Source organism: Pseudomonas sp. Y3 TE3536 (genome assembly GCF_053629175.1).
The window spans coordinates 42,523-69,021 of sequence record NZ_JBRJHU010000001.1 but is presented as its reverse complement, the minus strand read 5'-3'; the positions used below and the strand labels follow the sequence as shown (position 1 = coordinate 69,021).

The 26,499-nt window shown below is 64.4% G+C and carries 23 protein-coding genes and 1 pseudogene; 18 read left to right on the top strand and 6 right to left on the bottom strand.

What is annotated here, in order from left to right; genetic code table 11:
- Positions 1–65: 65 nt before the first annotated feature.
- Together AB7M33_RS00315 and AB7M33_RS00310 are read right to left on the bottom strand one after the other, a co-directional pair.
- On the bottom strand, positions 66–1,373 hold the full coding sequence (locus tag AB7M33_RS00315; protein WP_454242239.1) for an NtaA/DmoA family FMN-dependent monooxygenase: 1,308 nt from the start codon (positions 1,371–1,373) through the stop codon (positions 66–68).
- 66 nt (positions 1,374–1,439) lie between these two features.
- A complete protein-coding gene (locus AB7M33_RS00310) occupies positions 1,440–3,524 on the bottom strand; it encodes a TonB-dependent receptor (RefSeq protein WP_274887760.1) in 2,085 nt (694 codons plus the stop codon).
- Positions 3,525–3,744: 220 nt separating this feature from the next.
- On the opposite strand from AB7M33_RS00310, the gene AB7M33_RS00305 reads away from it, so the two are divergent.
- Complete coding sequence (locus AB7M33_RS00305) at positions 3,745–4,563, top strand: IclR family transcriptional regulator (protein ID WP_099430000.1); 819 nt, start codon at positions 3,745–3,747, stop codon at positions 4,561–4,563.
- Here the strand turns inward: AB7M33_RS00305 and AB7M33_RS00300 are convergent.
- The gene (locus AB7M33_RS00300; protein ID WP_454242238.1) at positions 4,560–5,351 is read right to left on the bottom strand and encodes an ABC transporter ATP-binding protein; all 792 of its coding nucleotides are present in this window, start codon (positions 5,349–5,351) and stop codon (positions 4,560–4,562) included. The genes AB7M33_RS00305 and AB7M33_RS00300 overlap by 4 nt on opposite strands.
- 111 nt (positions 5,352–5,462) lie before the next feature.
- Here AB7M33_RS00300 and fepB point away from each other — a divergent pair, with 111 nt between their 5' ends.
- The 11 genes from fepB (at position 5,463) to AB7M33_RS00245 (ending at position 16,878) form a co-directional block, all read left to right on the top strand.
- Positions 5,463–6,356 (top strand): Fe2+-enterobactin ABC transporter substrate-binding protein, encoded by an 894-nt coding sequence (gene fepB, locus AB7M33_RS00295; protein WP_099430947.1) that lies wholly within the window; start codon positions 5,463–5,465, stop codon positions 6,354–6,356.
- Positions 6,357–6,367: 11 nt separating this feature from the next.
- The gene (locus AB7M33_RS00290; RefSeq protein WP_454244187.1) at positions 6,368–7,402 is read left to right on the top strand and encodes a FecCD family ABC transporter permease; all 1,035 of its coding nucleotides are present in this window, start codon (positions 6,368–6,370) and stop codon (positions 7,400–7,402) included.
- Positions 7,390–8,436, top strand: a complete 1,047-nt coding sequence (locus AB7M33_RS00285; RefSeq protein WP_454242237.1) for a FecCD family ABC transporter permease — start codon at positions 7,390–7,392, stop codon at positions 8,434–8,436. Before AB7M33_RS00290 ends, AB7M33_RS00285 begins: the two co-directional genes overlap by 13 nt.
- A 120-nt stretch (positions 8,437–8,556) precedes the next feature.
- Positions 8,557–9,156, top strand: coding sequence for a DUF2491 family protein (locus tag AB7M33_RS00280; protein WP_454242236.1), 600 nt, complete (start codon positions 8,557–8,559; stop codon positions 9,154–9,156).
- A gap of 12 nt (positions 9,157–9,168) precedes the next feature.
- Positions 9,169–9,594 (top strand): DUF350 domain-containing protein, encoded by a 426-nt coding sequence (locus AB7M33_RS00275; protein ID WP_454242235.1) that lies wholly within the window; start codon positions 9,169–9,171, stop codon positions 9,592–9,594.
- Between the two features lie 16 nt (positions 9,595–9,610).
- A complete protein-coding gene (locus AB7M33_RS00270) occupies positions 9,611–10,342 on the top strand; it encodes a DUF1190 domain-containing protein (RefSeq protein WP_454242234.1) in 732 nt (243 codons plus the stop codon).
- A gap of 2 nt (positions 10,343–10,344) precedes the next feature.
- On the top strand, positions 10,345–11,502 hold the full coding sequence (locus AB7M33_RS00265) for a glutathionylspermidine synthase family protein (RefSeq protein WP_454242233.1): 1,158 nt from the start codon (positions 10,345–10,347) through the stop codon (positions 11,500–11,502).
- 264 nt (positions 11,503–11,766) lie between these two features.
- Positions 11,767–12,249, top strand: coding sequence for a formate dehydrogenase subunit gamma (locus tag AB7M33_RS00260; protein WP_027596585.1), 483 nt, complete (start codon positions 11,767–11,769; stop codon positions 12,247–12,249).
- Complete coding sequence (locus AB7M33_RS00255) at positions 12,243–13,802, top strand: formate dehydrogenase beta subunit (RefSeq protein ID WP_099429994.1); 1,560 nt, start codon at positions 12,243–12,245, stop codon at positions 13,800–13,802. The genes AB7M33_RS00260 and AB7M33_RS00255 overlap by 7 nt, the downstream gene beginning before the upstream one ends.
- Positions 13,799–16,678: a formate dehydrogenase subunit alpha gene (fdhF, locus tag AB7M33_RS00250; RefSeq protein ID WP_265969122.1), complete on the top strand. Its 2,880-nt coding sequence runs from the start codon at positions 13,799–13,801 to the stop codon at positions 16,676–16,678. The genes AB7M33_RS00255 and fdhF overlap by 4 nt, the downstream gene beginning before the upstream one ends.
- Positions 16,675–16,878: a formate dehydrogenase subunit delta gene (locus tag AB7M33_RS00245; RefSeq protein WP_027596582.1), complete on the top strand. Its 204-nt coding sequence runs from the start codon at positions 16,675–16,677 to the stop codon at positions 16,876–16,878. The genes fdhF and AB7M33_RS00245 overlap by 4 nt, the downstream gene beginning before the upstream one ends.
- Positions 16,879–17,008: 130 nt before the next feature.
- On the opposite strand, the gene AB7M33_RS00240 is transcribed toward AB7M33_RS00245, so the two are convergent.
- Positions 17,009–17,872, bottom strand: coding sequence for a universal stress protein (locus AB7M33_RS00240; RefSeq protein ID WP_454242232.1), 864 nt, complete (start codon positions 17,870–17,872; stop codon positions 17,009–17,011).
- Between the two features lie 154 nt (positions 17,873–18,026).
- Here AB7M33_RS00240 and miaE point away from each other — a divergent pair, with 154 nt between their 5' ends.
- Positions 18,027–18,644 carry a tRNA isopentenyl-2-thiomethyl-A-37 hydroxylase MiaE gene (miaE, locus tag AB7M33_RS00235; protein ID WP_454242231.1) on the top strand — a complete coding sequence of 206 codons (618 nt, stop codon included), beginning with the start codon at positions 18,027–18,029 and terminating at the stop codon, positions 18,642–18,644.
- Positions 18,645–18,679: 35 nt separating this feature from the next.
- On the opposite strand, the gene AB7M33_RS00230 is transcribed toward miaE, so the two are convergent.
- Entirely contained in the window at positions 18,680–19,000 is a 321-nt protein-coding gene (locus tag AB7M33_RS00230) for a DUF883 family protein (protein WP_027596579.1), read from the bottom strand.
- Positions 19,001–19,127: 127 nt separating this feature from the next.
- On the opposite strand from AB7M33_RS00230, the gene AB7M33_RS00225 reads away from it, so the two are divergent.
- On the top strand, positions 19,128–19,391 hold the full coding sequence (locus AB7M33_RS00225; protein ID WP_027596578.1) for a hypothetical protein: 264 nt from the start codon (positions 19,128–19,130) through the stop codon (positions 19,389–19,391).
- A 5-nt stretch (positions 19,392–19,396) separates the two neighbouring features.
- Here AB7M33_RS00225 and AB7M33_RS00220 read toward each other — a convergent pair whose 3' ends face one another.
- Positions 19,397–19,876 (bottom strand): LEA type 2 family protein, encoded by a 480-nt coding sequence (locus tag AB7M33_RS00220; RefSeq protein ID WP_027596577.1) that lies wholly within the window; start codon positions 19,874–19,876, stop codon positions 19,397–19,399.
- A 136-nt stretch (positions 19,877–20,012) separates the two neighbouring features.
- Here AB7M33_RS00220 and AB7M33_RS00215 point away from each other — a divergent pair.
- The 4 genes and pseudogenes from AB7M33_RS00215 to AB7M33_RS00200 form a co-directional block, all read left to right on the top strand.
- Positions 20,013–20,519 (top strand): annotated as a pseudogene (locus AB7M33_RS00215) (RNA polymerase sigma factor); the annotation flags it as partial.
- 4 nt (positions 20,520–20,523) lie between these two features.
- Positions 20,524–21,396, top strand: a complete 873-nt coding sequence (locus AB7M33_RS00210; protein ID WP_274887773.1) for a FecR family protein — start codon at positions 20,524–20,526, stop codon at positions 21,394–21,396.
- A gap of 120 nt (positions 21,397–21,516) precedes the next feature.
- Positions 21,517–23,952, top strand: coding sequence for a TonB-dependent receptor (locus tag AB7M33_RS00205; RefSeq protein WP_454242230.1), 2,436 nt, complete (start codon positions 21,517–21,519; stop codon positions 23,950–23,952).
- A 1,354-nt stretch (positions 23,953–25,306) separates the two neighbouring features.
- Entirely contained in the window at positions 25,307–26,386 is a 1,080-nt protein-coding gene (locus tag AB7M33_RS00200) for an extracellular solute-binding protein (RefSeq protein ID WP_265969127.1), read from the top strand.
- The last annotated feature ends 113 nt before the right edge of the window (positions 26,387–26,499 follow it).

Here is a 26,499-nt window from a genome sequence, read left to right as displayed (position 1 = left end):
GTGGTGCAGCCCTTTTCGACCGGTCCGGCGCCCCGGCAAGGCCGCTACAGGGGGCGAGGTAGTGGCTAGTAGCGTTGCAGGTGCTCGGCAAAGGTAGCGCCTTGGTATTGCCCGCGGAACAGCCCGCGCTCCACCAGCCGCGGCACCACCTCATCGAGGAAGCAATACACCGAGCCGAACGAGCCCCCCGGCGCCGCAATAAACCCATCCATTACACCCGCCTCGGCCCAGTCGGCAATTTCTTCCACCGCGTCGTCGACCGTGCCGATCACCTGCCAGTGCGCCGCCGAGAGCACTTCTGGGCGCATCAACAGCTCGCTAGGCAGCAACGATTCGCGCTCGATCAAGCGCCGCAACAAGCTCACATGCGTGCGGCTGGCACCGGGCAGCAGTTGCAGTGGTGGCAGGTCGGCAGCGTGAATGCGTCGGTCGCTTGGCCAGTTCGTCAGGTCGATGCCGATCATCTTTTCGATGGCAGCATATTTGCGTGCCTTGTCGACCCGCGCATGGGTGTCCATGAACAGTTCGCGCGCCTCCTTGCGGGTAGGCGCCAGGAACAGGCTGAGCCCCGGCAGCAGGCGGATGTCTGCGGGGTTGCGACCATGGCGTTCGGCCCGTCGTGAAAGGTCACGGCGCAGCTCGGCGGCGGCGGCCTGGTCGGGCGTGGGGGCGAAGACGATGTCGGCGACCCGGGCAGCGAAGTCGCGGCCACTGTCAGAGGCGCCCGCCTGGATCAGTGGAATGCGGCTGCCCTGTTCCGGCAGGTTGAGCGGGCCTTGCACCTGGAGGAAGTCGCCCTGGTGGTCTATTGGCTGGACTTGCGCCGGGTCGGCATAGACACCGTTGTCACGGTCGATTCGCAGCGCCTGGTTGGGGAAGCTGCGCCACAACCGCTGCACCACGTCGGTAAATTCGGCGGCGCGGGCGTAGCGCTCTTCGGCGCTGGGCATGGCAGGCAGGCCGAAATTTTCGTGCCCTTGCAACGCGGTGACGATGTTCCAGCCCACGCGGCCGTTGCTCAGCCAGTTCAGAGACTGCAGCTGGCGAGCCACCAGGTACGGCGGGAAGAACGTGGTCGAAACGGTCGACACCAGGCCGATGTGCGTAGTCTCGCGGGTGAGCGCGGCCAGCAGCACCGTGGGGTCGAGGCTGGTGAAGCCCGAGCCGCTTTGCAGCGCGTCGGCGACCACGCAACTGACGTCGGGGCGGAACACGAAATCCAGGTGCGCGGCTTCTGAGCGGCGTGCGATGTCCAGGGCGAAGTCGCTGCCAAACAGGCTTTCGACGCGGCTGTCTGGGCGCCGCCAGCCTTCGCCGCTTAGCCAGGTCGGGGCGAGCGACATGCCGATGTGCAGGCCTTGTTGATGAGTCATCAGGGTCGGTTCTCCAGTGGCTGGCAAATAAGCGCTGGCCGGTGCTTATCGGCCAGCAGGGGGGGCTTAGAACGCGCCTTTGACGCCCACGCCAAGCGTGCGCGGCTCGGTCATGCTGGCTTCGATCCCGCCAATGCCCCGGTTGGTCTGCATGTAGGTCGCGCTGCGCTCGTCGAAGACGTTCTTGACGTAGGTGTACACCTGGAGCTGGTCGTTGAAGCGGTAGCTCATGCGTGCATCGGCCACGGTGTAACCGTCGATGGCATAGCTTTTGGTGTTGGCGATATCCGAGTAGTAGCCATCGACGTGGCGCACTTGGGCGTTGAGGTTGAGGCGGTCGGTGATGTCCCAGCTCGGGCCGAAGCTGACGGTGTAGCCGGGCGAACGGGCAAACTCGTTATGCGCATAGCTGCTGTTGGCGTCGATGTCGTCGATGCGGGTCTGCAGGGCGCCAGCGCTGGCCTTGAGGGTCAGGTTGTCGAGCACGCGGTAGTCTGCCGACAGCTCGACCCCATAGGCGTGGGCCTTTTCGGCGTTGATGGTGTAGGACTGAGTCAGGCCTGAGGCCAGCACCACGGGGATGTTGTACTGCGCATCCTGCATGTCCATGTAGAACAGGTTGCCGTTCACGTGCAGGCGGTCGTTCAGCAGGCTGGCGCGGGCGAACAGTTCGTAGTTCCACATGCGCTCGTCGTCGAATTGCTCGAAGCGCTTGCTGCTCATGTTCAGCGACACACCGCCGGGGTTGTAGCCGCGGCTGACCATGCCGCCCACTGTCCATTCCGGGGTCAGGGCGTAGGCCAGCGATACCTTGGGCAGGAAGGCGTTGAAGGTCTTGTCGTAGTCCAGGCCATCGGTGGCGAAAGGCGAGGTGCCCTCGCGCTGGACCTGGTCTTGCTGGAAGCGCAAGGCCGTGGTCAGGGTCCAGCGGTCGTTCAGGCGATAGCTGACTTCACCGAACACGCCGAGGTTGCGCTTGGTGTCGTCGAAGTCGGAGATGCCGCCGTAATACAGGATTTCATCGGAGTCAGTGCGAGCCAGGTACAGGCCGGCCATGCCGCTGAGGGTGTCTTGCTGCTCGCCGAAGGTGACGCGCGTTTCGTTGGAGAAGTTCTTCTGGCGGACATCGGCATCGCCGCTGTTGGCCACGCCCAGCACGCGGTGCACGTTGGACAGCGAGTACTGGGTCTGGTTGAACAGCTTCATGCCGTTGCCCAGTTCGTAATCGACATCGACGATATGCGTGTTGGTTTGCTGGTGCCAGCTGGGCATGGTGGCGCCGGTGTGGTTCAGCTTGTGAAACGGGTACGAGGCGGCTTCCTGGGTGGGGCGGTTGGAGTCGCCGTGGGCGAAGGTGTATTTCAGGCCCAGGCCGGGCACCGCTTCGGGCAGCCATAGCAACTTGCCGCGCAGGTTCAGCGAGCGGAAGTCCTGGTCGGTGCCGTGGCTGGCAAAGGACGGGTTGGTGTAGTCGATGAACGTGTCACGGGCGGCGTAATCCAGGGCCAGGCGGCCGGCCAGGTTGTCGGTCAGCGGCCCGGAGACCGCCAGCGAGCTGCGCCGGGCGTGGTAGCTACCCAGTTCTGCCTGGTAGGCCGCCTCCGGTGTGAAGGTCGGGTCTTTGGTCTTGACCACGATGGCCCCGGCAATGGCGTTGGCGCCCTGGCTGGTGGTCTGCGGCCCGCGGTAGACCTCGATGGTGTCGACGTCCCACACCGACGGTGCGCCGAAGTACATCTCGTTGTAGTTCAGGTAGTGCCCGTCGAGGTTGATCGTGGCCCGCGGTACCGTGCCGCCCCAGAACACGTTGGCGCCGTTGTTCGGGCCCTGGCTGTCCTGGCCGCGGATGATCGGCGCGCCGACCGAGTCGGTGTAGATCACGTTGGGCACATCGTTGAGCACTTCGTGCACCGAGGCGTTGCCGGTCTTGAGGGTGTCGATCTCGCTGGCGTTCTTCACCGACACCGACGAGGCAGTGTTCTTGAGGTCGCGTTCGACCTTCTCGCCGCTCACCAGCACCGGTGCCAGCACCAGCTGCGAGTTGGCGGCGGCTGGCGTCTGTTCGGCCAGGACGGGTGGGGCGGCAAGCAGGGTGGACAGGGTCAGCACACCAAATCCTTGGCTGATCGAGCGTTGCGCGGGGTACTTCAAGACAACCTCCAAATGAGAACGATCCTCGTTTGCGATGGAAGGTATCACGGTGCCATCTCGTTCCGCAATAAAGAATCTATTCCTCGAAGTGGTATGGTGTGACCGCCCTGCACGTGCATTCGCACCCTGCGAGGGCCGCTGGCGGTATGATGGGCAGCCGCGCGTGCCGGGCGTGGCGCTGCCGCTTGGCCAGATAATCAGAAATGAGGAGATAGCCCCGTTGAACACTTTGCAGTCCCCTGCCGATGCGGAGCCGGAGAGCCCCGGCGAGAAGCGTTCCGGCACCATTCAGTCGGTGTCGATTGCTGCGCGGTTCCTGAATGTGCTGGCCAATGCCGAGAGTGAATTGAGCCTGGGCGAGGTCGCCCGCCGTACTGGTACCGGTGGTTCCACAGCGCATCGCTATCTGCAGAGCCTGGTCAAAGAAGGGCTGGCCAGGCAGGACCCGGCTAGCGCGCTGTATGACCTTGGCCCGGCAGCCCTGAGCATCGGCATTGGCGCCCTGAAACGGGTGGATGCAGTGGACATCGGCGCCCAGCACATGAAGGCCCTGGCGCAACGGCATGCCGCCAGCGGTGGCGTGGCGATCTGGACCGACCGCGGGCCGACCCTGGTGCGCTGGTACCGCAGTGCCTATTTCTCGATCAACCCCTTGGCGTTGGGCGACATCTTGCCCATCGACAACACTGCGTGCGGGCTGGTGTTCCAGGCGTTTCTGCCCAAGGCCACGATCGATGCCGCGCGCAAGTTGCAGCCGGCGCATTTTCGCGGCACCCCACCCAGTGCCAAGGTGCTGGAGCAGATTCGTCAGCATTGCTGGGCTGAGCTGACCAGCCACTTGCTGTCGAGCGTGACCGGGCAGGCCGCGCCGGTGTTCGACGCGCAGCAGGAAATTGTCTGCGTGATGACCACGGTCACTGACCTGGGGCAGTTGCGTGCGCCTGAAGACCGCCAGGCGCTGTTCCATGAGGCCGGGCTGGTCAACCAGGCCACCGGTGGCCGCATGCTCGGCGCACCGGCGCCGGTGCTGCCGGATTAAGCGGGCTCGCTGCGCCCGCGTGGCACCAGCAGCGGGGTGCCGCTGACCGGGTCTTCGATGATCAGCGCCGAAAGCCCGAACACGCGCTGCACCAGCGCTTCAGTGAAGATTTCGCTTGGCGCACCCTGTGCCACGATCGCGCCGTCGCGCATGGCCACCAGGTGGCTCGCGTAGCGGCAGGCCTGGTTGAGGTCGTGCAACACGGCCACGATGGTGCGGCCCTGCTGGTTCAGTTCGCGCAGCAACTCCAGCAGCTCGAACTGGTGCGCGATGTCCAGGTAGGTGGTGGGCTCGTCGAGCAGCAAAATCGGCGTGTCCTGGGCCAGCACCATGGCAATCCACACGCGCTGGCGCTGGCCGCCCGACAGTGCCTGCAGCGGGCGCTCGGCAAGCGCTTCGATACCGGTGGCACGCATGGCCTGCTGCACGGCGTGCTCGTCGGCCTTCGACCATTGCCGCCATAGGCTCTGGTGCGGGTAGCGGCCGCGCGCAACCAGCTCGGCGACACTGATGCCGTCTGGCGCCGTGGCGCTTTGGGGCAGTAAGGCCAGGCGCCGGGCGACGTCTTTGGCAGGGCGTTGCTGGATGTCTTGGCCATCGAGCAGCACCTGGCCGCAGCTGGGGGGCAGCAACCGCGCCAATGCTGCCAGCAGAGTCGATTTACCGCATGCGTTGGGGCCGACGATGACAGTAAAAGCGCCATCCTCGATTTCCAGGGACAGGTCGTGCGACAGCGTTCGGGTGTCGCGGCGCAGGGTCAATGCACGGGCATGCAGGCGAGAGCTCATCGAAGGTCCTTGGCAAGGCTGGAATTTGCGGAATGGATTCTACATGATGGAATTAACTGCATGAGAAGTATTATCATGCGCACCTTGATTCCCTTCGAGCGAAGCCAGTCGATGAAGCCTTTACGTGTTTGCGCAGCACTGACCGCAGTTGCCCTGATGCTGTTTGGCCCTTGGGTGGCGGCCGCGCCCACGCGCATCGTGTCCACCACGCCGAGTGTTACCGGCATCCTTCTGGCGATGAATGCGCCGCTGGTGGCCAGCGCCGCGGCCACGCCCAGCCGTCTGACCGATGGCAAAGGCTACTTCTCGCAATGGGCGACGGTGGCGGACCAGCGGGATGTGCAGGTGCTGTACCGCAACCTGCAGTTCGACATCGAAGCCGTGGTGGCCAGTGCGCCCGACCTGCTGGTGGTGTCTGCCACCGGTGCCGACAGTGCCGCGCCGCACCTGGCCGAACTCCGCGCCCAGGGCATCCCTACGCTGGTCGTGAACTATTCCAACCAGTCCTGGCAGGCGCTGGCCACCGAGCTGGGCGCGCAAACCGGGCTGCAACGGCAAGCGCAGGAGGTGATCCAGCGTTTTGACGACTACACCCGTGAAACCGCCGCGCGCCTGCAGCCTTCACCGCGGCCGGTGATGCTGGTGGGCTACAACATCGGTGGTAGTTACTCCATCGGGCGTGCCATCAGCCCGCAGGCGCGGCTGCTCACGGCGCTCGGTTTCCAGGTCCGTGAGCTGCCCGAGGCGATGGCCGGACAGGTGATCCGGGCCACCGAGTTCCAGTTCATTTCCCGCGAGAACCTCGCCGCCGCGATTGGCGATGCCGACGTATTCCTGCTGAGTGCCGATGACAGCGATGCCCAGGCGTTTCGCAGCGACCCGGTGCTGGCTAACCTGCCCGCGGTACAGCATCAGCGGATTTACCCGCTGGGGCCCAGTTCGTTTCGCATCGACTATTACTCGGGGCGGCAAATGCTCGATACCGTCGCCGGCTACTTCCGCTGATCATGCATAACCTGTCGACCCAGCCCGTACGGGCTGCTGGCTGGGTGCGTGGCATGCCGCGCCAGGGCCTGTTGCTGGGTGTGCTGGTGTTGCTTGTGGCAGCGTTGGCCAGCTTGCTGATCGGTTCGCACCCCATCGCCATGAATGTCGTGTTCGACGCCCTGTACCAGCCCAACCTGCAGAATGATCAGCACCTGATCGTGCGTGAGTTGCGGGTGCCGCGCACCCTGGTGGCGCTGCTGGCCGGGCTGGCGCTGGGGGCGGCGGGCACCCTGATGCAGGCGCTGACGCGTAACCCGCTGGCCGAGCCTGGGCTGCTGGGCGTCAATGCTGGCGCTGCATTGGCGGTCATCCTGGGTGTCGCGTTTTTTGGCCTGACGCAGGTCGGCCACTACATCCTGCTGGCCTTCCTGGGGGCTGGCGTTGCCGGTGTCGCGGTGTTCTTGCTGGGCCAGGCTGGTGCCAACGACAGCAACCCCGTACGGTTGGTGCTGGCCGGGGCCGGCCTGACGATGCTGCTGGCGTCGCTGACCGGTATCGTCGTGCTCAACACCCCGCCGCAAGTCTATGACCACTTCCGCCACTGGGCCGCCGGCTCGCTGGCCGGCAGTAGCACGGCCACATTGCTGCTGCCAACCCTGGCCATTGCCCTGGGGCTGGTCCTTGCGGCGGCGCTCATGCCACAACTCAACGCCCTGGCACTGGGGCGGGACCTGGGCCGGGCGCTGGGGGTGAACGTGCGCCTGACCTGGGCGCTGGCCTGTGTCGCGCTGATGCTGCTGGCCGGCAGCGCGACGGCGATCGCCGGGCCCATCGGGTTCGTCGGCCTGGTCGCCCCGCACCTTGCGCGCTTGCTGGTTGGCCCGGACTACCGACGCATGCTGCCCTATGCGGCGCTGATTGCCGCGTTGCTTTTGCTGGGCGCCGACCTGCTGGGGCGGGTGCTTGCCGCGCCGGCAGAACTGGCTGCCGGGACCCTGGCGCTGTTGCTGGGTGGGCCGGCGTTCATCGTGCTGATAAGCAGGTTTCGACTATGCCATCTCTGACTACTCCACGCGTGCTCAGGTGTGGCCCGTTCAGCGTGCGTTTCAGCCCACGGGCGGTGCTGGTCGGCAGTGCGTTGTTGCTGTTGGTGCTGGGCTTGGCGATTGTGCTGCTGGGCACCGGCAGCCTGCCGATTGGTGCCGGGCAAGTACTGGGCAGCTTGCTGGGGCAGGGGGACAGTGACATGACCCAGCGCATCGTCAAACGGGTGCGCCTGCCACGGGTGCTCACCGGCCTGCTGGTGGGTGCGGCGCTGGGCATGGCCGGGGCGATCTTCCAGTCGATTGCCCGCAATGCCCTGGGCTCGCCCGACGTCATCGGCTTTACCACCGGCGCGGCGAGCGGTGCCATCGTGCAGATCATTGTGTTCGACGCGGGCCCGTTGGCCACGGCGTTGGCGGCAGTGGCGGCGGGCATGCTCACGGCACTGCTGGTTTTACTCCTGGCGCGCCGGGGGCAGGGCAGCGAGGGTTACCGGTTGGTGCTGGTGGGCATTGGCATGGGCGCCACGCTGTCAGGTCTTAACCAACTGTTGTTGGTCACGGGGGACCTTGATCAGGCACTGTTTGCCCAGTTGTGGCTGGCCGGTTCGCTCAACACCCGGACTTGGGCGCATGTCGTCCCTGCCGCGCTGGGCCTTGCGCTGATCCTGCCGATAGCGCTGCTGCACGGCCGCGAACTGGCACTGCTGGAGATGGGCGATAACTCGGCCAGTCAGCTGGGGGTGGCTGTTGGGCGGTCGCGGCTGGTGCTGGTACTCGCCGCCGTGGGGCTGACGGCCATTGCCACTGCCGCTGCCGGGCCGATTGCGTTCATTGCCCTGGCGGGGCCGCAATTGGCGCGACGGCTGACGCGTACGGCCAGCGCGCCGCTGGTGTGCGCCGCCTTGATGGGGGCAACCTTGCTGTTGGTCGCCGACTGGCTGAGCCAGCGCCTGGCCGCCACGGCGCAGTTGCCGGTCGGGCTGGTGACCGGGGTGTTGGGGGGTGGGTACTTGCTGTGGTTGATTACTGCCCAACGTAAGCGGTCAATGTAGGCGCGTCAGGCCTGAGGCCTGGCATGACATCAATGCAAACAGTGCTTGAATTGGCTCAATCGGCCAAACCCGTTAAGGTATCGCCCCTCGCAAGGATTGCCCCGCTTCAGGATAGGTTCGATGCCGCTTTCGCCCAGTACCAACCCGCCCTTCGGCCTGCTCAACGGCCGCCGGTTCATACCCGACGCATCACTCAAGCCACTGCTTGAGGGTTATTCAGGGTTGCAGGTTCCCGGCCCGGAAACGGTCTGGGCCACCGGCGAGGTCGACCTCGGCGATTCGGTGCACCTGCTGCGGTATTACCTGGACAACGAAGACTACTGGCTGCAAGTGCTGATGAACGGCGACAAGGTGGGCGATAGCGTGCTGTTCGGTTATCACAGCGCCGTAGCCCTCCACGATGAGGCGCACCTTCAGCGCCTTGTCGGTAGCCAGTCCAAGGTCGGCCTGCCGATCTACGAACACGACGGCTGTCTGTATTCCCGCCAGTGGGGCCGTGAGCCGGGCCAGGCCAGGCTGGTGCCGTTGTACGAGCGGGTGGTCAGCCCCGACGCCCGTTATGGCATCCAGCACCTGTCAATGCTCTACGCCCGCGACACCGGCCTGCCTGAGCGCCGCGAATTTCTGCTGTTGTCGGCGGAGGAAGACGAGGCGGGCAAGGCCACCCTCACCACCTCGCTCGGCATCACCCTGCTCCCCACGGACTTTCACGTAACCTGACAAGGACTCACCATGCTCGACGCGCTACGCCTGTCGCTCAATGCCTCTGCAGTGACCGGCTTCATCCTCTATATCAGCGTGGCACTGTTGCTGTTCTGGCTGTTCCAGTTCATCTACACCCGCCTTACTCCGCACCGCGAGTTCGCGCTCATTCGTGAGAACAACCCGGCCGCGGCCATTGCCTTGGGCGGCTCGCTGATCGGCTTCTCGCTGCCGGCCAGCAATATCATTGCCTACAGCGTTGGCATCCTGGACTTCGTGGCCTGGGTCGTGATCGCCGCTGTGGTTCAATTGGTTGCCTTTGGCATTACCAGCCTGGTGCTGCGCGACCTGTCCAGGCGTATCGCCGCGGGTGAGCTGGCCGCTGCCATCTACGCTGGCAGCGTGGCGATCAGCGTCGGCTTCCTCAATTCGGCCTGCATGACCCCGTCGGCCTGACGCCCAAGGAGCCCCCATGAAACCCCCAATGAGACGCAGCTCCGTCAAGCTGGTGCTGGCCAGCTCGCTGCCCTTGGCCCTGACCGCGTGCAGCCCGCAAGAGGAGACCTACACCGTCAGCCAGCAGGTGAACTACGACAGTGTCGAAGCCTGTGTCAGCGACAAGGTGCCGGAGAAGGCGTGCAACGATGCCTACAAGCAGGCGCTGGCCGAGTACCGGCGTACCACGCCGACCTATGTGTCCAAGCCCGCGTGCGAAGCAGAATTTTCCCCTGATGGCTGCCAGATCAGCGCCGGTGGCCGTTACATGCCGCGCATGAGCGGGTTCGCGTTGGAGACCACCGGCGAGGTGACCCAGGCCCAGGTCGATGCGGCGCACGCCCAGGGCGGCGGTTATGGCCATGTCGCTACCGCCGTGGTGGCTGGCATGCTACTGGGGCAGATGGCCAACAGCGCCGACCGCCGTTACCGCGCGCAGCCGCTGTATGCGTATCGCGAGGGTGCCGGGCAGCGCAATGGCCTGCTTGGGCAGCGCTACGGCACGGCCGGGGGCATTCAGCGCAGCAACAAAGACGAGCAGAGCAGCAGCGGCGGTGGCTCCGGCGGCGGCGGCGGTAGCTATGGCGCCTCAGGCCGCGGCGCGTCGCGCTCGGCGGTGTCTGCATCCATCTCGCGGGGTGGGTTTGGCAGCCAGGCGACGGCTCGAAGCGGCTGGGGCGGCAAGTCCGGTAGCTTCTTCGGGGGGTGAGCATGCGCAAGGTCGAACTCGCCGAGCGCCCAGGCTGGCGCAAGACAGCCCAGCAAGAAGGCTTTGCCTTCCACACCCTCGACGGCGAGCGTTACTGGGATGAACGGGGTTACTACCAGTTCAGCCAGGCCCAGGTCGAGCGGGACCTGCAGGCCCCGACCGAGGCGCTGCACGCGATGTGCCTGGAGGCTGTCGGGCGCATCATCGACAGCGAGGCGCTGATGGCACGCCTGGCGATTCCACCGGCATTCTTCGACCTGGTGCGGCAATCGTGGCTGGCGCGGCAGCCGCACCTCTATGGGCGTTTCGATTTCAGCTATGACGGCCATGGCCCGGCGAAACTGATCGAGGCCAACTACGACACGCCGACTTCGTTGTACGAAGCCGCGGCGTTTCAGCTGATCTGGCTGGAAGAACAGATCCAGCGCGGCGTTCTGCCCGCGCAGGCCAGCCAGTTCAATACCCTGGCCGAAGACCTGGTGCAGGCGTTTGCCGCGCAGCCGGGGCAGGGCACGTTCTACTTCTCGACCATCTCGGGCTCGGTGGAAGACCGTGGCACCACGGATTTTCTGCGCAAGATGGCCGCGCACGCGGGTATTCAAACCCGGCACATCGACCTGGAGGACATCGGCCTGAATGGCGAGGGGCGTTTCGTCGATCTGGAGGGGCGGCCAATCCCGCGGCTGTTCAAGCTGCATGCCTGGGAGCATATCTTCCACGAAGACTTCGGCAGGGCTATCCCGGGGTGCGACACGCAGTTCGTCGAGCCGCCCTGGAAGGCGCTGATCTCCAACAAGGGCATCTTGCCGTTGCTGTGGGAGTGGTACCCAGGGCACCCCAATCTGTTGCCCGCCTTCGTCGATGACAACCCTTCGCGGCCAGTGCCTAGAGGGTGGGTGCGCAAGCCGTATTTCTCGCGGGAAGGGGCCAATGTCGATATCCGCACCGGCGCGGGGCAGCGGGTATTCGAGGACGGCCCTTATGACGACGCACCGTACATCCTGCAAGGGTTTGCGCCGCTGCCCAGGTTTGGCGACAGCTACACGCTGATCGGTTCGTGGGTGGTCGGCGACAAGGCGGCAGGGATGGGGATTCGTGAGGATGATTCGCTGATTACCAAAGACAGTTCGCGGTTTGTGCCGCATGTCGTGCTGGGCTGACGGACTGCAAAGCGGGGCAACTGAAACAGCCTGAACCTCACGTCGGTTTCAGGATGCGCCTGGTCGTTCGCATGCAACCCTCCGGCGCCACAAGTGCCATGCTTGCAGGATGCTCCTGGACCAGTGCGCGCAGACGCACGGCCGTGGGCAAGGAGGCTGCCGACACCCCGCAACCGTGACGTGGCCGGCACGCCGCAGCAGAACACGCCGGACACCTGCCCCTACAACAACACAGGCAGGGTCCGTGATGCCGAGGTCCGCTGTATGCCTGATGAACTGCTCCACCTGCCTTTGATCCACAGCATCCTGGCCCGTGAAAAGGACACACCCGGCGCCCTGTTGCCGATCCTTCACGCCATTCAGCAAGACATCGGCTTCGTGCCGGATGCCGCCGTCCCTGAAATTGCCCATGCCCTGAACCTCAGCCTGGCCGAAGTGCGCGGGGTGATCAGCTTCTACCACGATTTCCGCACCACCGCGCCGGCACGCCATACCCTGCGCCTATGCCGGGCCGAGTCGTGCCAGAGCCGTGGCGCCGAGGCCCTGGCCGCGCAACTGCGCGACCAACTGGCACTGGACGACCATGGCACCAGCGCCGACGGCGCTATCAGCCTGCGCCCGGTGTATTGCCTGGGCGCCTGCGCCTGCTCGCCCGCGCTGGAACTGGACGGCCAACTGCACGCGCGGCTCACGCCTGAGCGCCTGCGTGCCCTGGTGAACGGTTGCCTGGAGGGCGAAACATGCTGAAGGTGTACATCCCCTGCGATTCGGTGGCCCGTGCCGTGGGTGCCGACCAGGTTGCCGAGGCCCTGCAACGCGAGGCCGAGCGCCGGCAGTTGGCGGTCGATATCCAGCGCACCAGTTCGCGTGGGCTGTACTGGCTGGAGCCGCTGGTCGAATGCGACAGCGCCCAAGGGCGCCAGGGTTTCGGCCCGGTGACCGCGGACGATGTGCCGGCGCTACTCGATGCCTTGGCCGGCCAGCCCCAGGCGCATGGCCTGGCCTTGGGGCCGGTTGAAGACATCGCTTATCTGAAATCCCAGCAACGCCTGCTGTTCGCCCGTGCCGGCGTGACCCGGCCGCTTTCGCTGGACGACTACCGCGCCCACGGCGGTTTTGCCGGGCTGGAGCGCGCCGTGGCACTGGACGGTGCCGAAGTGGTCGCTGCCGTGCTTGATTCTGGCCTGCGTGGCCGGGGTGGCGCCGCGTTCCCGGCGGGTATCAAGTGGCGCACTGTGCGCGATGCCGGGGCCGGGCAAAAGTATGTGGTTTGCAACGCCGACGAAGGCGACTCCGGTACCTTCGCCGACCGCATGCTGATGGAAGGCGACCCGTTCCTGCTGATCGAAGGCATGATCATCGCTGGCCTCGCCGTGGGTGCCAACAAAGGCTACATCTACGTGCGCTCGGAATACCCGGATGCCATTCGCGTGCTCGACCAGGCCTTTGCCATAGCCCGCGACGCCGGTTACCTGGGCGATGACGTGGCCGGCAGCGGCCAGGCCTTCGACCTGGAAGTCCGGGTCGGTGCTGGCGCTTATATTTGCGGCGAAGAGACCGCGTTGCTGGAATCGCTCGAAGGCAAGCGCGGGATCGTCCGGGCCAAGCCGCCACTGCCGGCCCTGCAGGGCCTGTTCGGCTTGCCGACGCTGGTGCACAACGTGCTCACCCTGGCGTCGGTGCCAATCATTTTGGCCAAGGGCGCGGCGTTTTACCGCGATTTCGGCATGGGCCGTTCGTTGGGCACCATGCCGTTCCAGCTGGCGGGCAACATCCGCCACGGTGGCCTGGTGGAGCGCGCGTTTGGCCTGACCCTGCGCGAACTGGTGGAAGGCTACGGGGGCGGTACCGCCAGCGGCCGGCCATTGAAGGCCGCGCAGGTCGGCGGCCCGCTCGGGGCCTGGGTGCCGCCCAGCCACTTCGACACGCCGCTGGACTATGAAGCCTTCGCTGCCATGGGCGCGATGCTCGGCCACGGCGGTGTGGTGGTGGCGGACGACACCCTGAACATGGCCAGCATGGCCCGCTTCGCCCTGCAGTTCTGCGCCGAGGAATCGTGCGGCAAGTGCACCCCGTGCCGCATCGGCTCGACCCGTGGCATGGAAGTGGTGGATCGGCTAATCGCCACCACCGATTTCACCGAACGCCACGACCAGGCCCTGCTGCTGCGCGACCTGTGCGACACGATGCAGTACGGCTCGCTGTGCGCCATGGGCGGGATGACCGCTTACCCGGTGGCCAGCGCGCTCAAGTACTTCCCCGCCGATTTCGGGCTGACCCACACGGAGGCCGCGCAGTGATCAATTTCTTCGACCCCGAGACCGACCTTGGCACCCCAGCACGCGACAGCCAGGTGCAGGTCAGCCTGAACATCGATGGCCGTGCCATCAGCGTGCCTGCCGGGACTTCGGTCATGCGCGCCGCCGCCATGCTTGGCACCAGCATTCCCAAACTGTGCGCCACCGACAGCCTCGAGGCGTTCGGCTCGTGCCGCATGTGCATGGTGGAAATCGAAGGCATGCGCGGTTACCCGGCGTCGTGCACCACCCCGGTCAGCGAAGGCATGGTGGTGCGCACCGAAACCCCGCGCCTGGCGGGGTTGCGGCGCAATGTGATGGAGCTGTACATCTCCGATCACCCGCTCGACTGCCTGACCTGCTCGGCCAACGGCAACTGCGAACTGCAGACCGTCGCCGGCCAGGTCGGCCTGCGCGAGGTCCGCTACGGCTATGACGGCGCCAATCACCTGGCCGAGAAAAAGGACGTTTCCAACCCGTATTTCGACTATGAACCGAGCAAGTGCATCGTCTGCAGCCGCTGCGTGCGCGCCTGCGAAGACATCCAGGGCACCTTCGCCCTGACCATCACTGGCCGCGGCTTCGACTCGCGGGTGGCAGCCGCTGGCGGGGACAACTTCCTGGCCTCGGAGTGCGTGTCGTGCGGCGCCTGCGTACAGGCCTGCCCGACCGCGACCCTGACCGAAAAAAGCCTGGTGCAGCTCGGCCAGCCTGAGCGTGCGGTGATTACCACCTGCGCCTATTGCGGTGTCGGTTGTTCGTTCCGTGCCGAGATGAAGGGCGACCAGCTGGTGCGCATGGTCCCGGACAAGAACGGCGGCGCCAACCATGGCCACGCTTGCGTCAAAGGCCGCTTCGCCTGGGGGTATGCCACCCACCCGGACCGTATCACCACGCCAATGATCCGCAAGCGCCTCGAAGACCCGTGGCAAGAAGTCAGCTGGGACGAGGCGGTAACCTATGCCGCCAGCGAGTTCCGCCGCATCCAGCTCAAGTACGGGCGTGATTCCATCGGCGGCATCACCTCCAGCCGCTGCACCAACGAAGAAGCCTACCTGGTACAGAAGTTGGTGCGTACGGCGTTTGGCAACAACAACGTCGACACCTGCGCGCGGGTGTGCCATTCGCCCACGGGCTATGGCCTCAAGCAGACCCTCGGTGAATCGGCGGGCACGCAGAGCTTCGATTCGGTGATGCAGGCCGACGTGGTGCTGGTGATCGGCGCCAACCCCACCGATGCCCACCCGGTGTTCGGCTCGCAGCTCAAACGCCGCCTGCGCCAGGGCGCGCGGCTGATCGTCATCGACCCACGGCGTATCGACCTGGTCGACTCGCCCCACGCCCGCGCCGAGCTGCACCTGCAACTGCGCCCGGGTACCAACGTGGCCATGCTCAACGCCCTGGCCCATGTGATCGTCAACGAAGGCTTGCTGGCCCAGCGCTTTATCGACGCCCGCTGCGAGACCGAGGACTTCGCCCGCTGGCGCGACTTCGTCAGCCTGCCAGAGAACGCGCCAGAAGTACTCGGCCCGGTCTGTGGCGTGCCTGCCGAGCAGATCCGCGCCGCCGCGCGGCTGTACGCCACCGGTGGCAACGCGGCCATCTACTACGGCCTGGGGGTCACCGAGCACAGCCAGGGCAGCACCGCCGTGATGGGCATCGCCAACCTGGCCATGGCCACCGGCAACATCGGCCGCGAAGGGGTAGGGGTGAACCCGCTGCGCGGGCAGAACAACGTGCAGGGCTCGTGCGACATGGGCTCGTTCCCGCATGAACTGCCTGGCTACCGGCATATTTCCAATGAAGGTGTGCGTGCCGAGTTCGAGCGGGCCTGGGGGGTGACCTTGCAGCCAGACCCAGGCCTGCGCATCCCCAACATGTTCGAGGCAGCCCTGGATGGCAGCTTCAAGGCGCTGTATTGCCAGGGTGAGGACATCGCCCAGAGCGACCCCAACACCCAGCACGTCACGGCCGCCTTGCTGGCCATGGAATGCGTGGTGGTGCAGGACATCTTCCTCAACGAAACGGCCAAGTTCGCCCACGTGTTCCTGCCGGGCAGTTCGTTCCTTGAAAAGGACGGCACCTTTACCAACGCCGAACGCCGTATCTCGCGGGTGCGCAAGGTCATGGAGCCCCTGGCCGGCAAAGCTGACTGGGAAGCGACCGTGGCCCTGGCCAACGCCTTGGGCTACCCGATGCAATACCGCCACCCGGCCGAGATCATGGACGAGATCGCGCGCCTGACGCCGACCTTCCACCGCGTCAGCTACGCCGAGCTCGACCGCCATGGCAGCCTGCAGTGGCCGTGCAACGATGCCGCGCCCGATGGCACGCCGACCATGCATATCGACCAGTTCGTGCGGGGCAAAGGGCGCTTCATGCTCACCGGCTACGTGCCCACCGACGAGAAGGTCAACAGCCGCTACCCACTGTTGCTGACCACCGGGCGTATCCTCAGCCAGTACAACGTCGGCGCCCAGACCCGCCGCACTGGCAACGTCGCCTGGCATGACGCCGACCGCCTTGAACTGCACCCCACCGACGCCGAAAGCCGTGGCATCCGCGATGGCGATTGGGTCGGTATCGGCAGCCGCGCCGGGCAGACGGTGCTGCGCGCCAAGGTCAGTGCGCGGGTGGCGCCGGGGGTGGTGTACACCACGTTCCACTTCCCTGAGTCGGGGGCCAACGTGATTACCACCGACAACTCCGACTGGGCCACCAACTGCCCTGAATACAAAGTCACGGCGGTGGAGGTGGTGAAAGTGTTCCACCCGTCTGAATGGCAGAAGCGTTACCAGGACTTCAGCGACGAACAGCGCCGCCTGCTCAAAGAGCGCCGTACTGCCGAGCAGCAAGAGAAAGCCGAGGTGCGCCGATGAGCAATGACAACCTGGTCAAGATGGCCAACCAGATTGCCCATTATTTTGACAGCGAACCGAACCGGCAGCTAGCGGTGCAAGGGGTAAGGCAGCACATCCAGAGCTTCTGGACGCCGGCGATGCGCCGGCAGTTGCTGGCGTGGAGCGAGGCCAATGCAGGGGAAGGGCTGGACCCGAAAGTGCGCGAGGCGCTGGTGTAAACGCGCCGCCCTTTGTATTTGTAGGAGCAGCCTTGTGCTGCGAAGAGGCCGGTGATAGCAGCATAGATTCTCTGAGCTGTCACCGGCCTCTTCGCAGCGCAAGGCTGCTCCTACAAGGGCCACGCATGCATTAACCGCGGGCCAGCTCTGTCAGGTGGGCAATTGCTTGTTCGCTCTTGAGCACCAGCACATCCCCCTCGAGCGAATCGAGCACCACCTCGGAGGTATTCCCGATCAATGCCCCGGAAATACCCGTGCGGGCCACCGTGCCGATCACCGTCACCACGGCATTGTATTGTTTCTCGGTGTAGGGAATCAGCACATCCGCCGGGCCTTCGGCGACATGCAGGCGTTCATCGCTGATGTCGTACTCGGTCTGAAACGCGCGGCAGGCTTCCCGGTAGCGTTCGGCGATGGTCTCGCTGAGCTGGTAGGTCGGGTCCGAGGCAGACAGCATGGGGGAGGGGTGTGCGCTGATGACGTGCAAATCGCCTTTGGCCAGGCCGGCAATCGCATAGCCATGGTCGATGATGCTCGCGTGCAACAGGCGGTGGTCCTCATCCTGGTTGCCGACATCCACCGCCGCCAGAATCACCCCCCTGGCCCATGGCCGTTCGCTTTTCACCATCAGCACCGCGCTGGGGCACAGGCGCAGCAGCTTCCAGTCGCTCGGGGTCAGCAGTGCCTTTTTCAGCGGGTTGTCCGGCCGATGCTCCTTGATGACCAGCTCGCAGCCCTCGGCTTGTTGCACATAGATGATGGTGTCGTGCAGGTTGTCACGCCAGGCTGCCTCATGGGTGACGTTGTCGTATCCGTCATCGTGCAACTGGCTGCTCAGCAGGCTGAGCAACGCACTGTGATCCTGCTTTTTGTCGCACATCAACAGGTGCAGGCGCGCGCCGGTCACGCCTGCGATCAGCTTGGCACGGGTCAAGGCCCGGCTGTGGGCATGCGCGGGGTCGAGGACGACGAGGATGCTGCGGACGGCTTGCATGGGCGTGAGCTCCGTTCAAAGATGGCGACCAGTGCCTGACTATAGTCGGCGCCTCACCCGTCGCCGCTTGATGTACATCAAGCATAGTCACTGGCGCTGCCGGTTGCCGCCGGTATAATCGCCGGCCCTGCCTGTTCTGTCTGGTTGCACGCTTATGTCCTTGACCCCCGAAATCGACGCCTTTCTTGGCTGCCCGACCCCAGATGCCTGGATCGAAGCGGCGCTTGCCGACCAGGAAACCCTGCTGATCGACCACAAGAACTGCGAGTTCAAGGCCGCCAGCACTGCCCTGAGCCTGATCGCCAAGTACAACACGCACCTGGACCTGATCAATATGATGTCGCGCCTGGCCCGTGAAGAACTGGTGCACCACGAGCAGGTGCTGCGCCTGATGAAGCGCCGGGGCGTGCCCTTGCGGCCAGTGTCGGCCGGGCGTTATGCCTCCGGCTTGCGCCGCTTGGTACGTGCCCACGAGCCGGTCAAGCTGGTCGATACCTTGGTGGTGGGGGCCTTTATCGAAGCACGCAGTTGCGAGCGCTTTGCCGCGCTGGTGCCGCACCTGGATGAAGAGCTGGGCACGTTCTACCACGGCCTGCTGAAGAGTGAAGCGCGCCATTACCAGGGCTACCTGAAGCTGGCCCATCAGTACGGCGAAGAAGCGGACATCGCCCGCAGGGTTGAGCTGGTACGTGAGGCAGAAGCCGAGCTGATCCAGTCACCGGACCAGGAACTGCGCTTTCATAGCGGCATCCCAATGGCGCAGGCCGCCTGAAAACCTTCAGGCGGCACTGCGTTCATTAAACGGGCTTAGTAGCGGCGACCCAGCAACAGGCCGACCACCAGGCCGAAGCCTGCGGACACCGCGACGGTCTGCCAAGGGTGGCCGCCGATGTAGTCCTGGGTGGCATCCACCACCGGTTGAGCCTTGTCACGTACGTTGCTCGCGGCCTGGCGAGCCTGGCGCAGTTTGAGGCTGACTTGCGCGCGCAGGGTTTCGGCCTCCTCGCCAACCAGGGCAGCGCTGTCGTTGAGCAGCTTTTCGGATTCTTCGATCAGTGACTGCAGTTCGCTGAAGACCTGATCCTTGATCTGATCGCTGGCGGCTTGTACGGCGTTTTTTCGGGCCATGAACTCATCCTCGTCAATGGGGGGGTGAACAATGGATGCCGGTGCGTCGGGAAAGTTGCGCCGGCTTTCCGATGACGCGTCGCTACGGTGTAAGATAGCGGCCATTTTCAGCAGGCAGGTACCTTCAATGAGTTTCAATCTGGCCAACAAGAGCTTCGAGGAACGGGCGCAGATCGAGGCAGAGAAGGCGCGGTTGTTCGAACTGTGGCAGAGCAACCTGGGCAAGGCCAAGGGCGAAGCCGCCCGGCTTATCTCCGAAAAGCCACGGCGCAAGGGTAAATGGGCGGAATGGGTACGGGCTGAACTGGAGGCCATGTCGCCGCCTGAATACGCAAGCATGGTGCGCAGCGAAGTCAACAAGATGATGGCCGCCGCCAACAGCAATCGTTGAGTGGGCTACCAGTAAGTCCCGGCTGCCTTGGGCAGGTCCAGCGTGCCCTCATCGGTGAAGCGGACGGTGCCCAGCAGCCCACCGGCCAATTTGCCGCGCAGTACATAGGGTAGCCCTTGCAGCGAACTCCGCTGGCCCAGCCCATAGGCCTGGCGCAGGAAGGAGAACGCGGTCACGCTCACCGGCACCACGATTACCGCCTCGTCGAAACGGCCTATGTGGCCCTGCTGGTCGCTGACACCGGCGGCCAGCGGCTGGCCGTTCACCTGCAGGTCGAGCGCGATACCGTTGTAATCGATCGCGGTTTCGTTGGGGTTCTGCACACGTATTTTCACCGCCATGCGCAGTTCCAGCTCCTGCCCGGGCAGCGGTTCGATGCCAATCACGTTGATATTCAGTGGGTCACGCGCCTGAAACAAGGCGCAGGCACTGAGGCCGTAAGCCATCAGCAGTATCAGCAACCAGCGGTGCAATCGGGCAGTCATGGGTTGCAACCTTGCCTGAAGAATTCAACCGCCAGTGTGGCAAATGCGCGTTGACGTTGAAAGTAGCGCGTCCAATGAAAGATACTGTTTCTCATTAACGCCCGACAATTCCTCTTACTGGCCTTTCTCCTACCCCATGCTGACGTCTCCCGTGTCTGGTCTGCTGGCGAGTTTCCAGGAGCACTACGACGACCTCTTGCTGTTCCTGACTCGGCGCATGAGCGACCGGCAGCGTGCTGCCGACGTCGCGCAAGAGACGTACCTGAAGCTGGTGAAGATCGACGCGCAGGCCGTGCCGGTGCTGCATGCACGCAGCTTCATCTTCCGGGTGGCGGGCAACCTGGCGATCGATGCCTTGCGCCGTGAACAGCGTATCGCCGCCCGCCACGAAGATGCCGATGGCACTGGTGAGGTGGCCTGCCCGGCGCCTGCGCCCGAGGCCACGCTGCTCGCCCGCGAGCGCTTGCAGATACTCGATGAGGCGCTGTTGCAACTGTCCAGCAATGCCCGCCAGGCCCTGTTGCTCAACCGCGTCGAAGGCCTGACCCAGGCGCAGATCGCACAACGGTTGGGTGTTTCCGAGAGCATGGTGGCAAAATACATCGGCCAGGCGCTGCGCCATTGCCGTGACTGGCTCAAACACAACCATGACTGAGCCTCACGCCATGCCAGCCGCCCAACCGCTCAGCGACCTCTCTGACGATGCCCTCGATTGGCAGGTGTTGTTGCATTCGGGCAACGCCAGTGCGGCGGACCACGCGCGCTACCAGCGCTGGTGCGCACTGAGCCCGGCGCATGCCGAGGCCGCGCGCGAGGCAGAGGCACTGTGGCTGGACATCGGCCACACCCCAACCGCTCAGGTTGTCGCGGCACCGCCTGCCCGACGCAAACGGCACTGGGCCGCAGGCCTGGCAGCATCGCTGGCGCTGTTGGTCGCGGGTTATACCGGTTGGCAGCAGGCGCCTATCTGGCTGGCGGACTACCACACAGGCCTCGGGCAACGGCAGGCGGTGACCCTGGCCGATGGCTCGCGGGTACTGCTGAACAGCGGCAGTGCCTTGACCGTCGCGTTCACCGACCGCGAGCGCCGCGTGGTGCTCAATGCGGGCGAAGCCTTGTTCGAGACGACCAGTGACCCACGGCCCTTTGTGGTCGATAGTGCAGGCGAGGCGGTGCGCGGTACGGGCGCAACGTTCAGCGTGCGCCGCGATGGCCGCGTGGTGCTGGCCCAGGGCGAAGCCACGGTGGGTGAGCGCAGCGTGCCGGTGTCGCCTGACGCCAGTGCACAGACCGCTTGGCAGCGCGGCAAGCTGATCTTCAACGGCAAGCCGCTGGGGCAGGTGCTGGCGGAGCTTGAGCGCTACCAACAGGGGCGCATTCTGCTGTCTGACACGAAGCTGGCGGCCCTGGAAGTCAGCGGTGTATTCGACCTCGATAAACCCCAGGCGCTGCTGCGCACCCTTGAGCAACGTTATGGCCTGCAGGTCACCTACTTGCCGTGGTTGGCCGTGGTGCACTGAGCCGGTAAAAAATAATCTAAATATTTTTCATCTGCCGCTGCAAGTTCAGCCAGGCCAGATCGTCGTAGTGGGACTGATCAGCAACCCATTCTCATTTACGACTTGCCTGGAAGCTCATTCGTGGCCCTTACGCTCAAGCCTACGCACCGCCGCAGCGATCCCCTTCATCACGCCTTGTTGTCTTGCACTGCCTTGGCCATGCTGGCTGGCCCCTTGCAGGCGATGGCCTCAAGTGGTGCGCACCAGGCCCCGGTGGAAGCCCGCCAAGTGCAGCTGGACCTGCCTGCCCAGGCGCTGGACCAAGCGCTCACGGCCTTCGCCGACCAGGCCGGGTTGCACCTGCTGTACACCACCCACGATGTTGCGGGCCTGAACAGCCCGGCGTTGCAGGGCAGCTACAGCATCGAGCAGGCACTGCAGCAGTTGCTGGCGGGCAGTGGCATGAGCTGGCAGTTCAGTGATGCCCGCACGGTTACCCTGCGCAAGGCGGACGCCACGCCGCAGGCCGTCAACCTCAAGCCCATCGAGGTCAGTGTGGCCTCGCGCACCAGCACGGCGATCAGCGAAATCCCTGGCACCGTTTGGGTGGTCGACCAGCAGCAACTGCGTGAGCAGATCGACAGCGGGGTGAGCCTCAAGGAAGCCATCGGCAAGCTGGTGCCTGGCCTGGACCTGGCGCCAGAAGGGCGCACCAACTATGGCCAGAACATGCGCGGGCGCAATGTGCTGGTGATGATCGACGGGGTCAGCCAGAACAGCTCGCGCGGCCTGTCGCGCCAGTTCGACAGCATCTCGCCGTTCAACGTCGAGCGTGTCGAAGTGCTGTCGGGGGCCAGCGCCCTTTACGGCGGCGGCGCCACCGGCGGCATCATCAACATCGTGACCAAGAAGGGTGAGCCCGGCCCGGCCCGCTTCGAGACCCAGCTGGGTGCCAGCAGCGGCTTCAACAACAGTGATGACCTGGCCACCCGCATTGCCCAGTCGATCAGCGGCGGCAACGAGCGGGTCAGTGCCCGGCTTGGTATTTCCGGCGAACAGAACGAAGCCTTCTATGACGGCGCTGGCGATCAGATCTTCATCGACAATACCCAGACCGACCTGCAATACAACCGCACCATCGACGTGCTCGGCACCCTGGGGCTGACGCTGACCGATGAGCAGAGCCTGGACTTGCTGGCCCAGTACTACGACTCGGGCAACCACGGCAGCACCGGCATCTACTTCCCCAACCTCAACTACAACGCCCCCTCGGACCTGGAAGACGCCGAGCTGCGCAGTGGCTATTCCTCTGACCTGGAGCCACGTACCCGGCGCCTGTTGCTCAACGCCAACTACCATCACACCGATGTGCTGGGCCAAGACTTCTACCTGCAGGCCTCGTACCGCAAGGAAGACGACAACTTCTACCCGTTCCCGTACTACAACCGCGCCACACCCACCGGTTCGCGCGGGGTGTACTTCGCCGCATCACAACAGAACTTTGAGGTCACCAGCCTCAAAGGCCTGTTCGCCAAGCAATGGGACACGCTCAAGCTGACCTACGGTGTCGACCTGGACCGCGAGCGCTTCAACGCCGAACAGACCACCTTCGACGCCCTGACCTCATCCGAAAGCGGTGGGCTGGACATGGAAAAGGCCAGCAAGGCCGCGCGTTACCCCAGCTACCGGGTTGACGGTGTGTCGTTGTACGCCCAGCTCGATTGGCATGCCACCGACAACCTGACCTTGTCCGGCGGCGCCCGGCGGCAGCAGATGGACGTGGATGTCAGCGAATTCAAAGGCGTACCCGGCGGCAGCAACGATTACCAAGTCAACCTGTACAACGTCGGCGCCATCTACGACTTCAAGAATGGCCATCAGGTGTGGACCAACTACGGTGAAGGTTTCGACCTGCCGGACCCGGCCAAGTATTACGGCAAGCCGGGCTTGAGCGTCGCCGACAACCCGCTGGCCGGCATCAAGAGCCGCCAGGTCGAGCTGGGCTGGCGCTATGCCGACGTGGATTGGGACGCTCAGGCGGCGCTGTACTACATCTGGTCGGACAAGATCATCAATGTCGATTCGCAGACGCTGACCATCAATGTCGAAGAGCAGAAGAGCCGTGACTTTGGTTTCGAAGGTGCATTGACCCGCCACTTCCAGAGCGGTTGGGAAGCCGGGGGTACGCTGCACCTGACCCGCTCCGAGGAAGAAGACGTCGACGGTGGCTGGATGAAACGCGATGCCCGTTATGCGTCGCTGTCCAAGTCCACGGCGTTTGTTGGCTGGAAGGGCGATGGCCGCAGTGCCCGCCTGCAGGCCAACCATGCGTTCACCCTCAAGGACGATGCCGACCACGAGATCGACGGTTACACCACCTTCGACCTGCTGGGCAGCCAGGAAACCGGCTTCGGCACCTTCAGCGCAGGCATCCAGAACTTGCTGGACAAGCAGTACAGCACGGTCTGGGGGCAGCGGGCGACGTTGTTCTACGCACCGACCTATGGCCCAGCGTACCTGTATGACTACCAGGGCCGTGGGCGCACCTACACCCTGACCTGGAGCATGGCTTACTGACAGCTATGTGGGGATTCAGGTAGGAGCAGCCTCGTGCTGCGAAGAGGCCGGTGCAAACAGCGAAAATCTATGCTGTTGTCACTGGCCTCTTCGCAGCACAAGGCTGCTCCTACCCGAATCGTGCATGGCGCGAGTTGTCTGGACTAGTTGTTCTACGCACCGACCTATGGCCCGGCGTACCTGTATGGGCCGTGGGCGCACCTACACCCTGACCTGGAGCATGGCTTACTGACAGCTATGGCGGGTTTCAGGTAGGAGCAGCCTTGTGCTGCGAAGAGGCCGGTGCAAGCAGCGAAAATCTATGCTGTTGTCACTGGCCTCTTCGCAGCACAAGGCTGCTCCTACCGAATCGTGCATGGCGCGAGTTGTCTGGACTAGTTGTTCTACGCACCGACCTATGGCCCGGCGTACCTGTATGGGCCGTGGGCGCACCTACACCCTGACCTGGAGCATGGCTTACTGACAGCTATGGCGGGTTTCAGGTAGGAGCAGCCTTGTGCTGCGAAGAGGCCGGTGCAAGCAGCGAAAATCTATGCTGTTGTCACTGGCCTCTTCGCAGCACAAGGCTGCTCCTACCGAATCGTGCATGGCGCGAGTTGTCTGGATTAGTTGTTCTACGCACCGACCTATGGCCCGGCGTACCTGTATGGGCCGTGGGCGCACCTACACCCTGACCTGGAGCATGGCTTACTGACAGCTATGGCGGGTTTCAGGTAGGAGCAGCCTTGTGCTGCGAAGAGGCCGGTGCAAGCAGCGAAAATCTATGCTGTTGTCACTGGCCTCTTCGCAGCACAAGGCTGCTCCTACCGAATCGTGCATGGCGCGAGTTGTCTGGATTAGTTGTTCTACGCACCGACCTATGGCCCAGCGTACCTGTATGACTACCAGGGCCGTGGGCGCACCTACACCCTGACCTGGAGCATGGCTTACTGACAGCTATGGCGGGTTTCAGGTAGGAGCAGCCTTGTGCTGCGAAGAGGCCGGTGCAAGCAGCGAAAATCTATGCTGTTGTCACTGGCCTCTTCGCAGCACAAGGCTGCTCCTACCGAATCGTGCATGGCGCGAGTTGTCTGGACTAGTTGTTCTACGCACCGACCTATGCCCCGGCGTACCTGAATGACTACCAGGGCCGTGGGCGCACCTACACCCTGACCTGGAGCATGGCTTACTGACAGCTAGGTGGGGATTCAGGTAGGAGCAGCCTCGTGCTGCGAAGAGGCCGGTGCAAACAGCGAAAATCTATGCTGTTGTCACTGGCCTCTTCGCAGCACAAGGCTGCTCCTACCCGAATCGTGCAGGGTGCGAGTGGTGTGGACTACAGTGACGGACAGCTCCCTTTGCCGAGGTGTCCGTCATGCGTCGATCGCTGTGCCTGCTGTCCCTGTGCCTGGCCCTGCCGCTGCAAGCCCAGGAGAAGGTCGTCAACCTCTACAGCTGGGCCGACTATGTCGCCCCGCAAACCCTCCAGCGCTTCGAGCGCGAAACGGGCTACAAGGTACGCTACGACACCTTTGACACCACCGAGGTGCTGGAGACCAAGCTGCTGACAGGTGGCAGCGGCTATGACGTGGTGGTGCCGTCATCCACCGTGCTGGCCCGGGCGCTCAAGGCCAAGGCCCTGCAGCCGCTCGATGCCCAGGCCATGCCCGGCTATGCCAACCTCGACAAGGACTTGCTGGCCAAACTGGCCGAGGCCGACCCCGGCAACCGCTACGCGGTGCCTTACACCTGGGGCACGCTGGGCCTGGGGGTGAATGTCGAGGCCGTGCGCCAGCGCCTGGGCGATGTGCCGCTGGACAGCCTCGACCTGTTGTTCAAACCGGAGTACGCCAGCCGCCTGAAGGATTGCGGCATCGCCATGCCCGACTCGCCGCAGGAAGTGATCGGCCTGACCTTGAACTACCTGGGCAAGGACCCTTACAGCCAGAACAAGGCCGACTTGGACGCCGCGCAGGCACTGCTGAACCAGCTGCAGCCCTCTGTGCGCTATGTTGCCAACGGCCGGCAGATCAGCGACCTGGCCAATGGCAGCGTGTGCCTGGCGCTCACCTACAACGGTGATGCGGCGATGGCCGCCGACCAGGCACGCCGTGCTGGCAAACCGTTCGAGCTGATCTACCGCATCCCCCAGGAAGGCACCTTGGTCTGGCAGGACAACCTGGTCATCCCCAAGGACGCGCCACACCCGGAGGCAGCCCGCGCGTTCATCGCCTTCATGCTCAAGCCGGACTCGATCGCCGCGCTGACCAACACGCTGTTCTTCGCCAATGCCAACCAAGCGGCCACCCCCTTGGTCGACGCTGCCGTGCGCAACGACCCGGACATCTACCCGCCAGCCCAGGTGCGTCAACGGTTGTACGCCGACCGCAGCATGGCACTGTCCGACTTGCGCCAGCGTAACCGCCTGTGGATGGCCTTCCGCAGCGGCCAATGAGCCCGGCGGGGCTGCGCTGCAGCCCCTTGGGGTCCATACTGAAACATCAGGAATTATCTCCAGCCGCTTTCACACTTTTGCCGCGAACCCCTCGCGCCTTAGGCTATCCAACG

What these genes read in the sequence shown, in the direction of transcription:
- AB7M33_RS00315 (WP_454242239.1), bottom strand. Translation starts at nt 1,373, where the DNA reads ATGACTCATCAACAAGGCCTGCACATCGGCATGTCGCTCGCCCCGACC.
- AB7M33_RS00300 (WP_454242238.1), bottom strand. Translation starts at nt 5,351, where the DNA reads ATGAGCTCTCGCCTGCATGCCCGTGCATTGACCCTGCGCCGCGACACC.
- fepB (WP_099430947.1), top strand. Translation starts at nt 5,463, where the DNA reads ATGAAGCCTTTACGTGTTTGCGCAGCACTGACCGCAGTTGCCCTGATG.
- AB7M33_RS00285 (WP_454242237.1), top strand. Translation starts at nt 7,390, where the DNA reads ATGCCATCTCTGACTACTCCACGCGTGCTCAGGTGTGGCCCGTTCAGC.
- AB7M33_RS00280 (WP_454242236.1), top strand. Translation starts at nt 8,557, where the DNA reads ATGCCGCTTTCGCCCAGTACCAACCCGCCCTTCGGCCTGCTCAACGGC.
- AB7M33_RS00275 (WP_454242235.1), top strand. Translation starts at nt 9,169, where the DNA reads ATGCTCGACGCGCTACGCCTGTCGCTCAATGCCTCTGCAGTGACCGGC.
- AB7M33_RS00270 (WP_454242234.1), top strand. Translation starts at nt 9,611, where the DNA reads ATGAAACCCCCAATGAGACGCAGCTCCGTCAAGCTGGTGCTGGCCAGC.
- AB7M33_RS00265 (WP_454242233.1), top strand. Translation starts at nt 10,345, where the DNA reads ATGCGCAAGGTCGAACTCGCCGAGCGCCCAGGCTGGCGCAAGACAGCC.
- AB7M33_RS00260 (WP_027596585.1), top strand. Translation starts at nt 11,767, where the DNA reads ATGCCTGATGAACTGCTCCACCTGCCTTTGATCCACAGCATCCTGGCC.
- AB7M33_RS00255 (WP_099429994.1), top strand. Translation starts at nt 12,243, where the DNA reads ATGCTGAAGGTGTACATCCCCTGCGATTCGGTGGCCCGTGCCGTGGGT.
- AB7M33_RS00245 (WP_027596582.1), top strand. Translation starts at nt 16,675, where the DNA reads ATGAGCAATGACAACCTGGTCAAGATGGCCAACCAGATTGCCCATTAT.
- AB7M33_RS00240 (WP_454242232.1), bottom strand. Translation starts at nt 17,872, where the DNA reads ATGCAAGCCGTCCGCAGCATCCTCGTCGTCCTCGACCCCGCGCATGCC.
- miaE (WP_454242231.1), top strand. Translation starts at nt 18,027, where the DNA reads ATGTCCTTGACCCCCGAAATCGACGCCTTTCTTGGCTGCCCGACCCCA.
- AB7M33_RS00230 (WP_027596579.1), bottom strand. Translation starts at nt 19,000, where the DNA reads ATGGCCCGAAAAAACGCCGTACAAGCCGCCAGCGATCAGATCAAGGAT.
- AB7M33_RS00225 (WP_027596578.1), top strand. Translation starts at nt 19,128, where the DNA reads ATGAGTTTCAATCTGGCCAACAAGAGCTTCGAGGAACGGGCGCAGATC.
- AB7M33_RS00220 (WP_027596577.1), bottom strand. Translation starts at nt 19,876, where the DNA reads ATGACTGCCCGATTGCACCGCTGGTTGCTGATACTGCTGATGGCTTAC.
- AB7M33_RS00210 (WP_274887773.1), top strand. Translation starts at nt 20,524, where the DNA reads ATGACTGAGCCTCACGCCATGCCAGCCGCCCAACCGCTCAGCGACCTC.
- AB7M33_RS00200 (WP_265969127.1), top strand. Translation starts at nt 25,307, where the DNA reads ATGCGTCGATCGCTGTGCCTGCTGTCCCTGTGCCTGGCCCTGCCGCTG.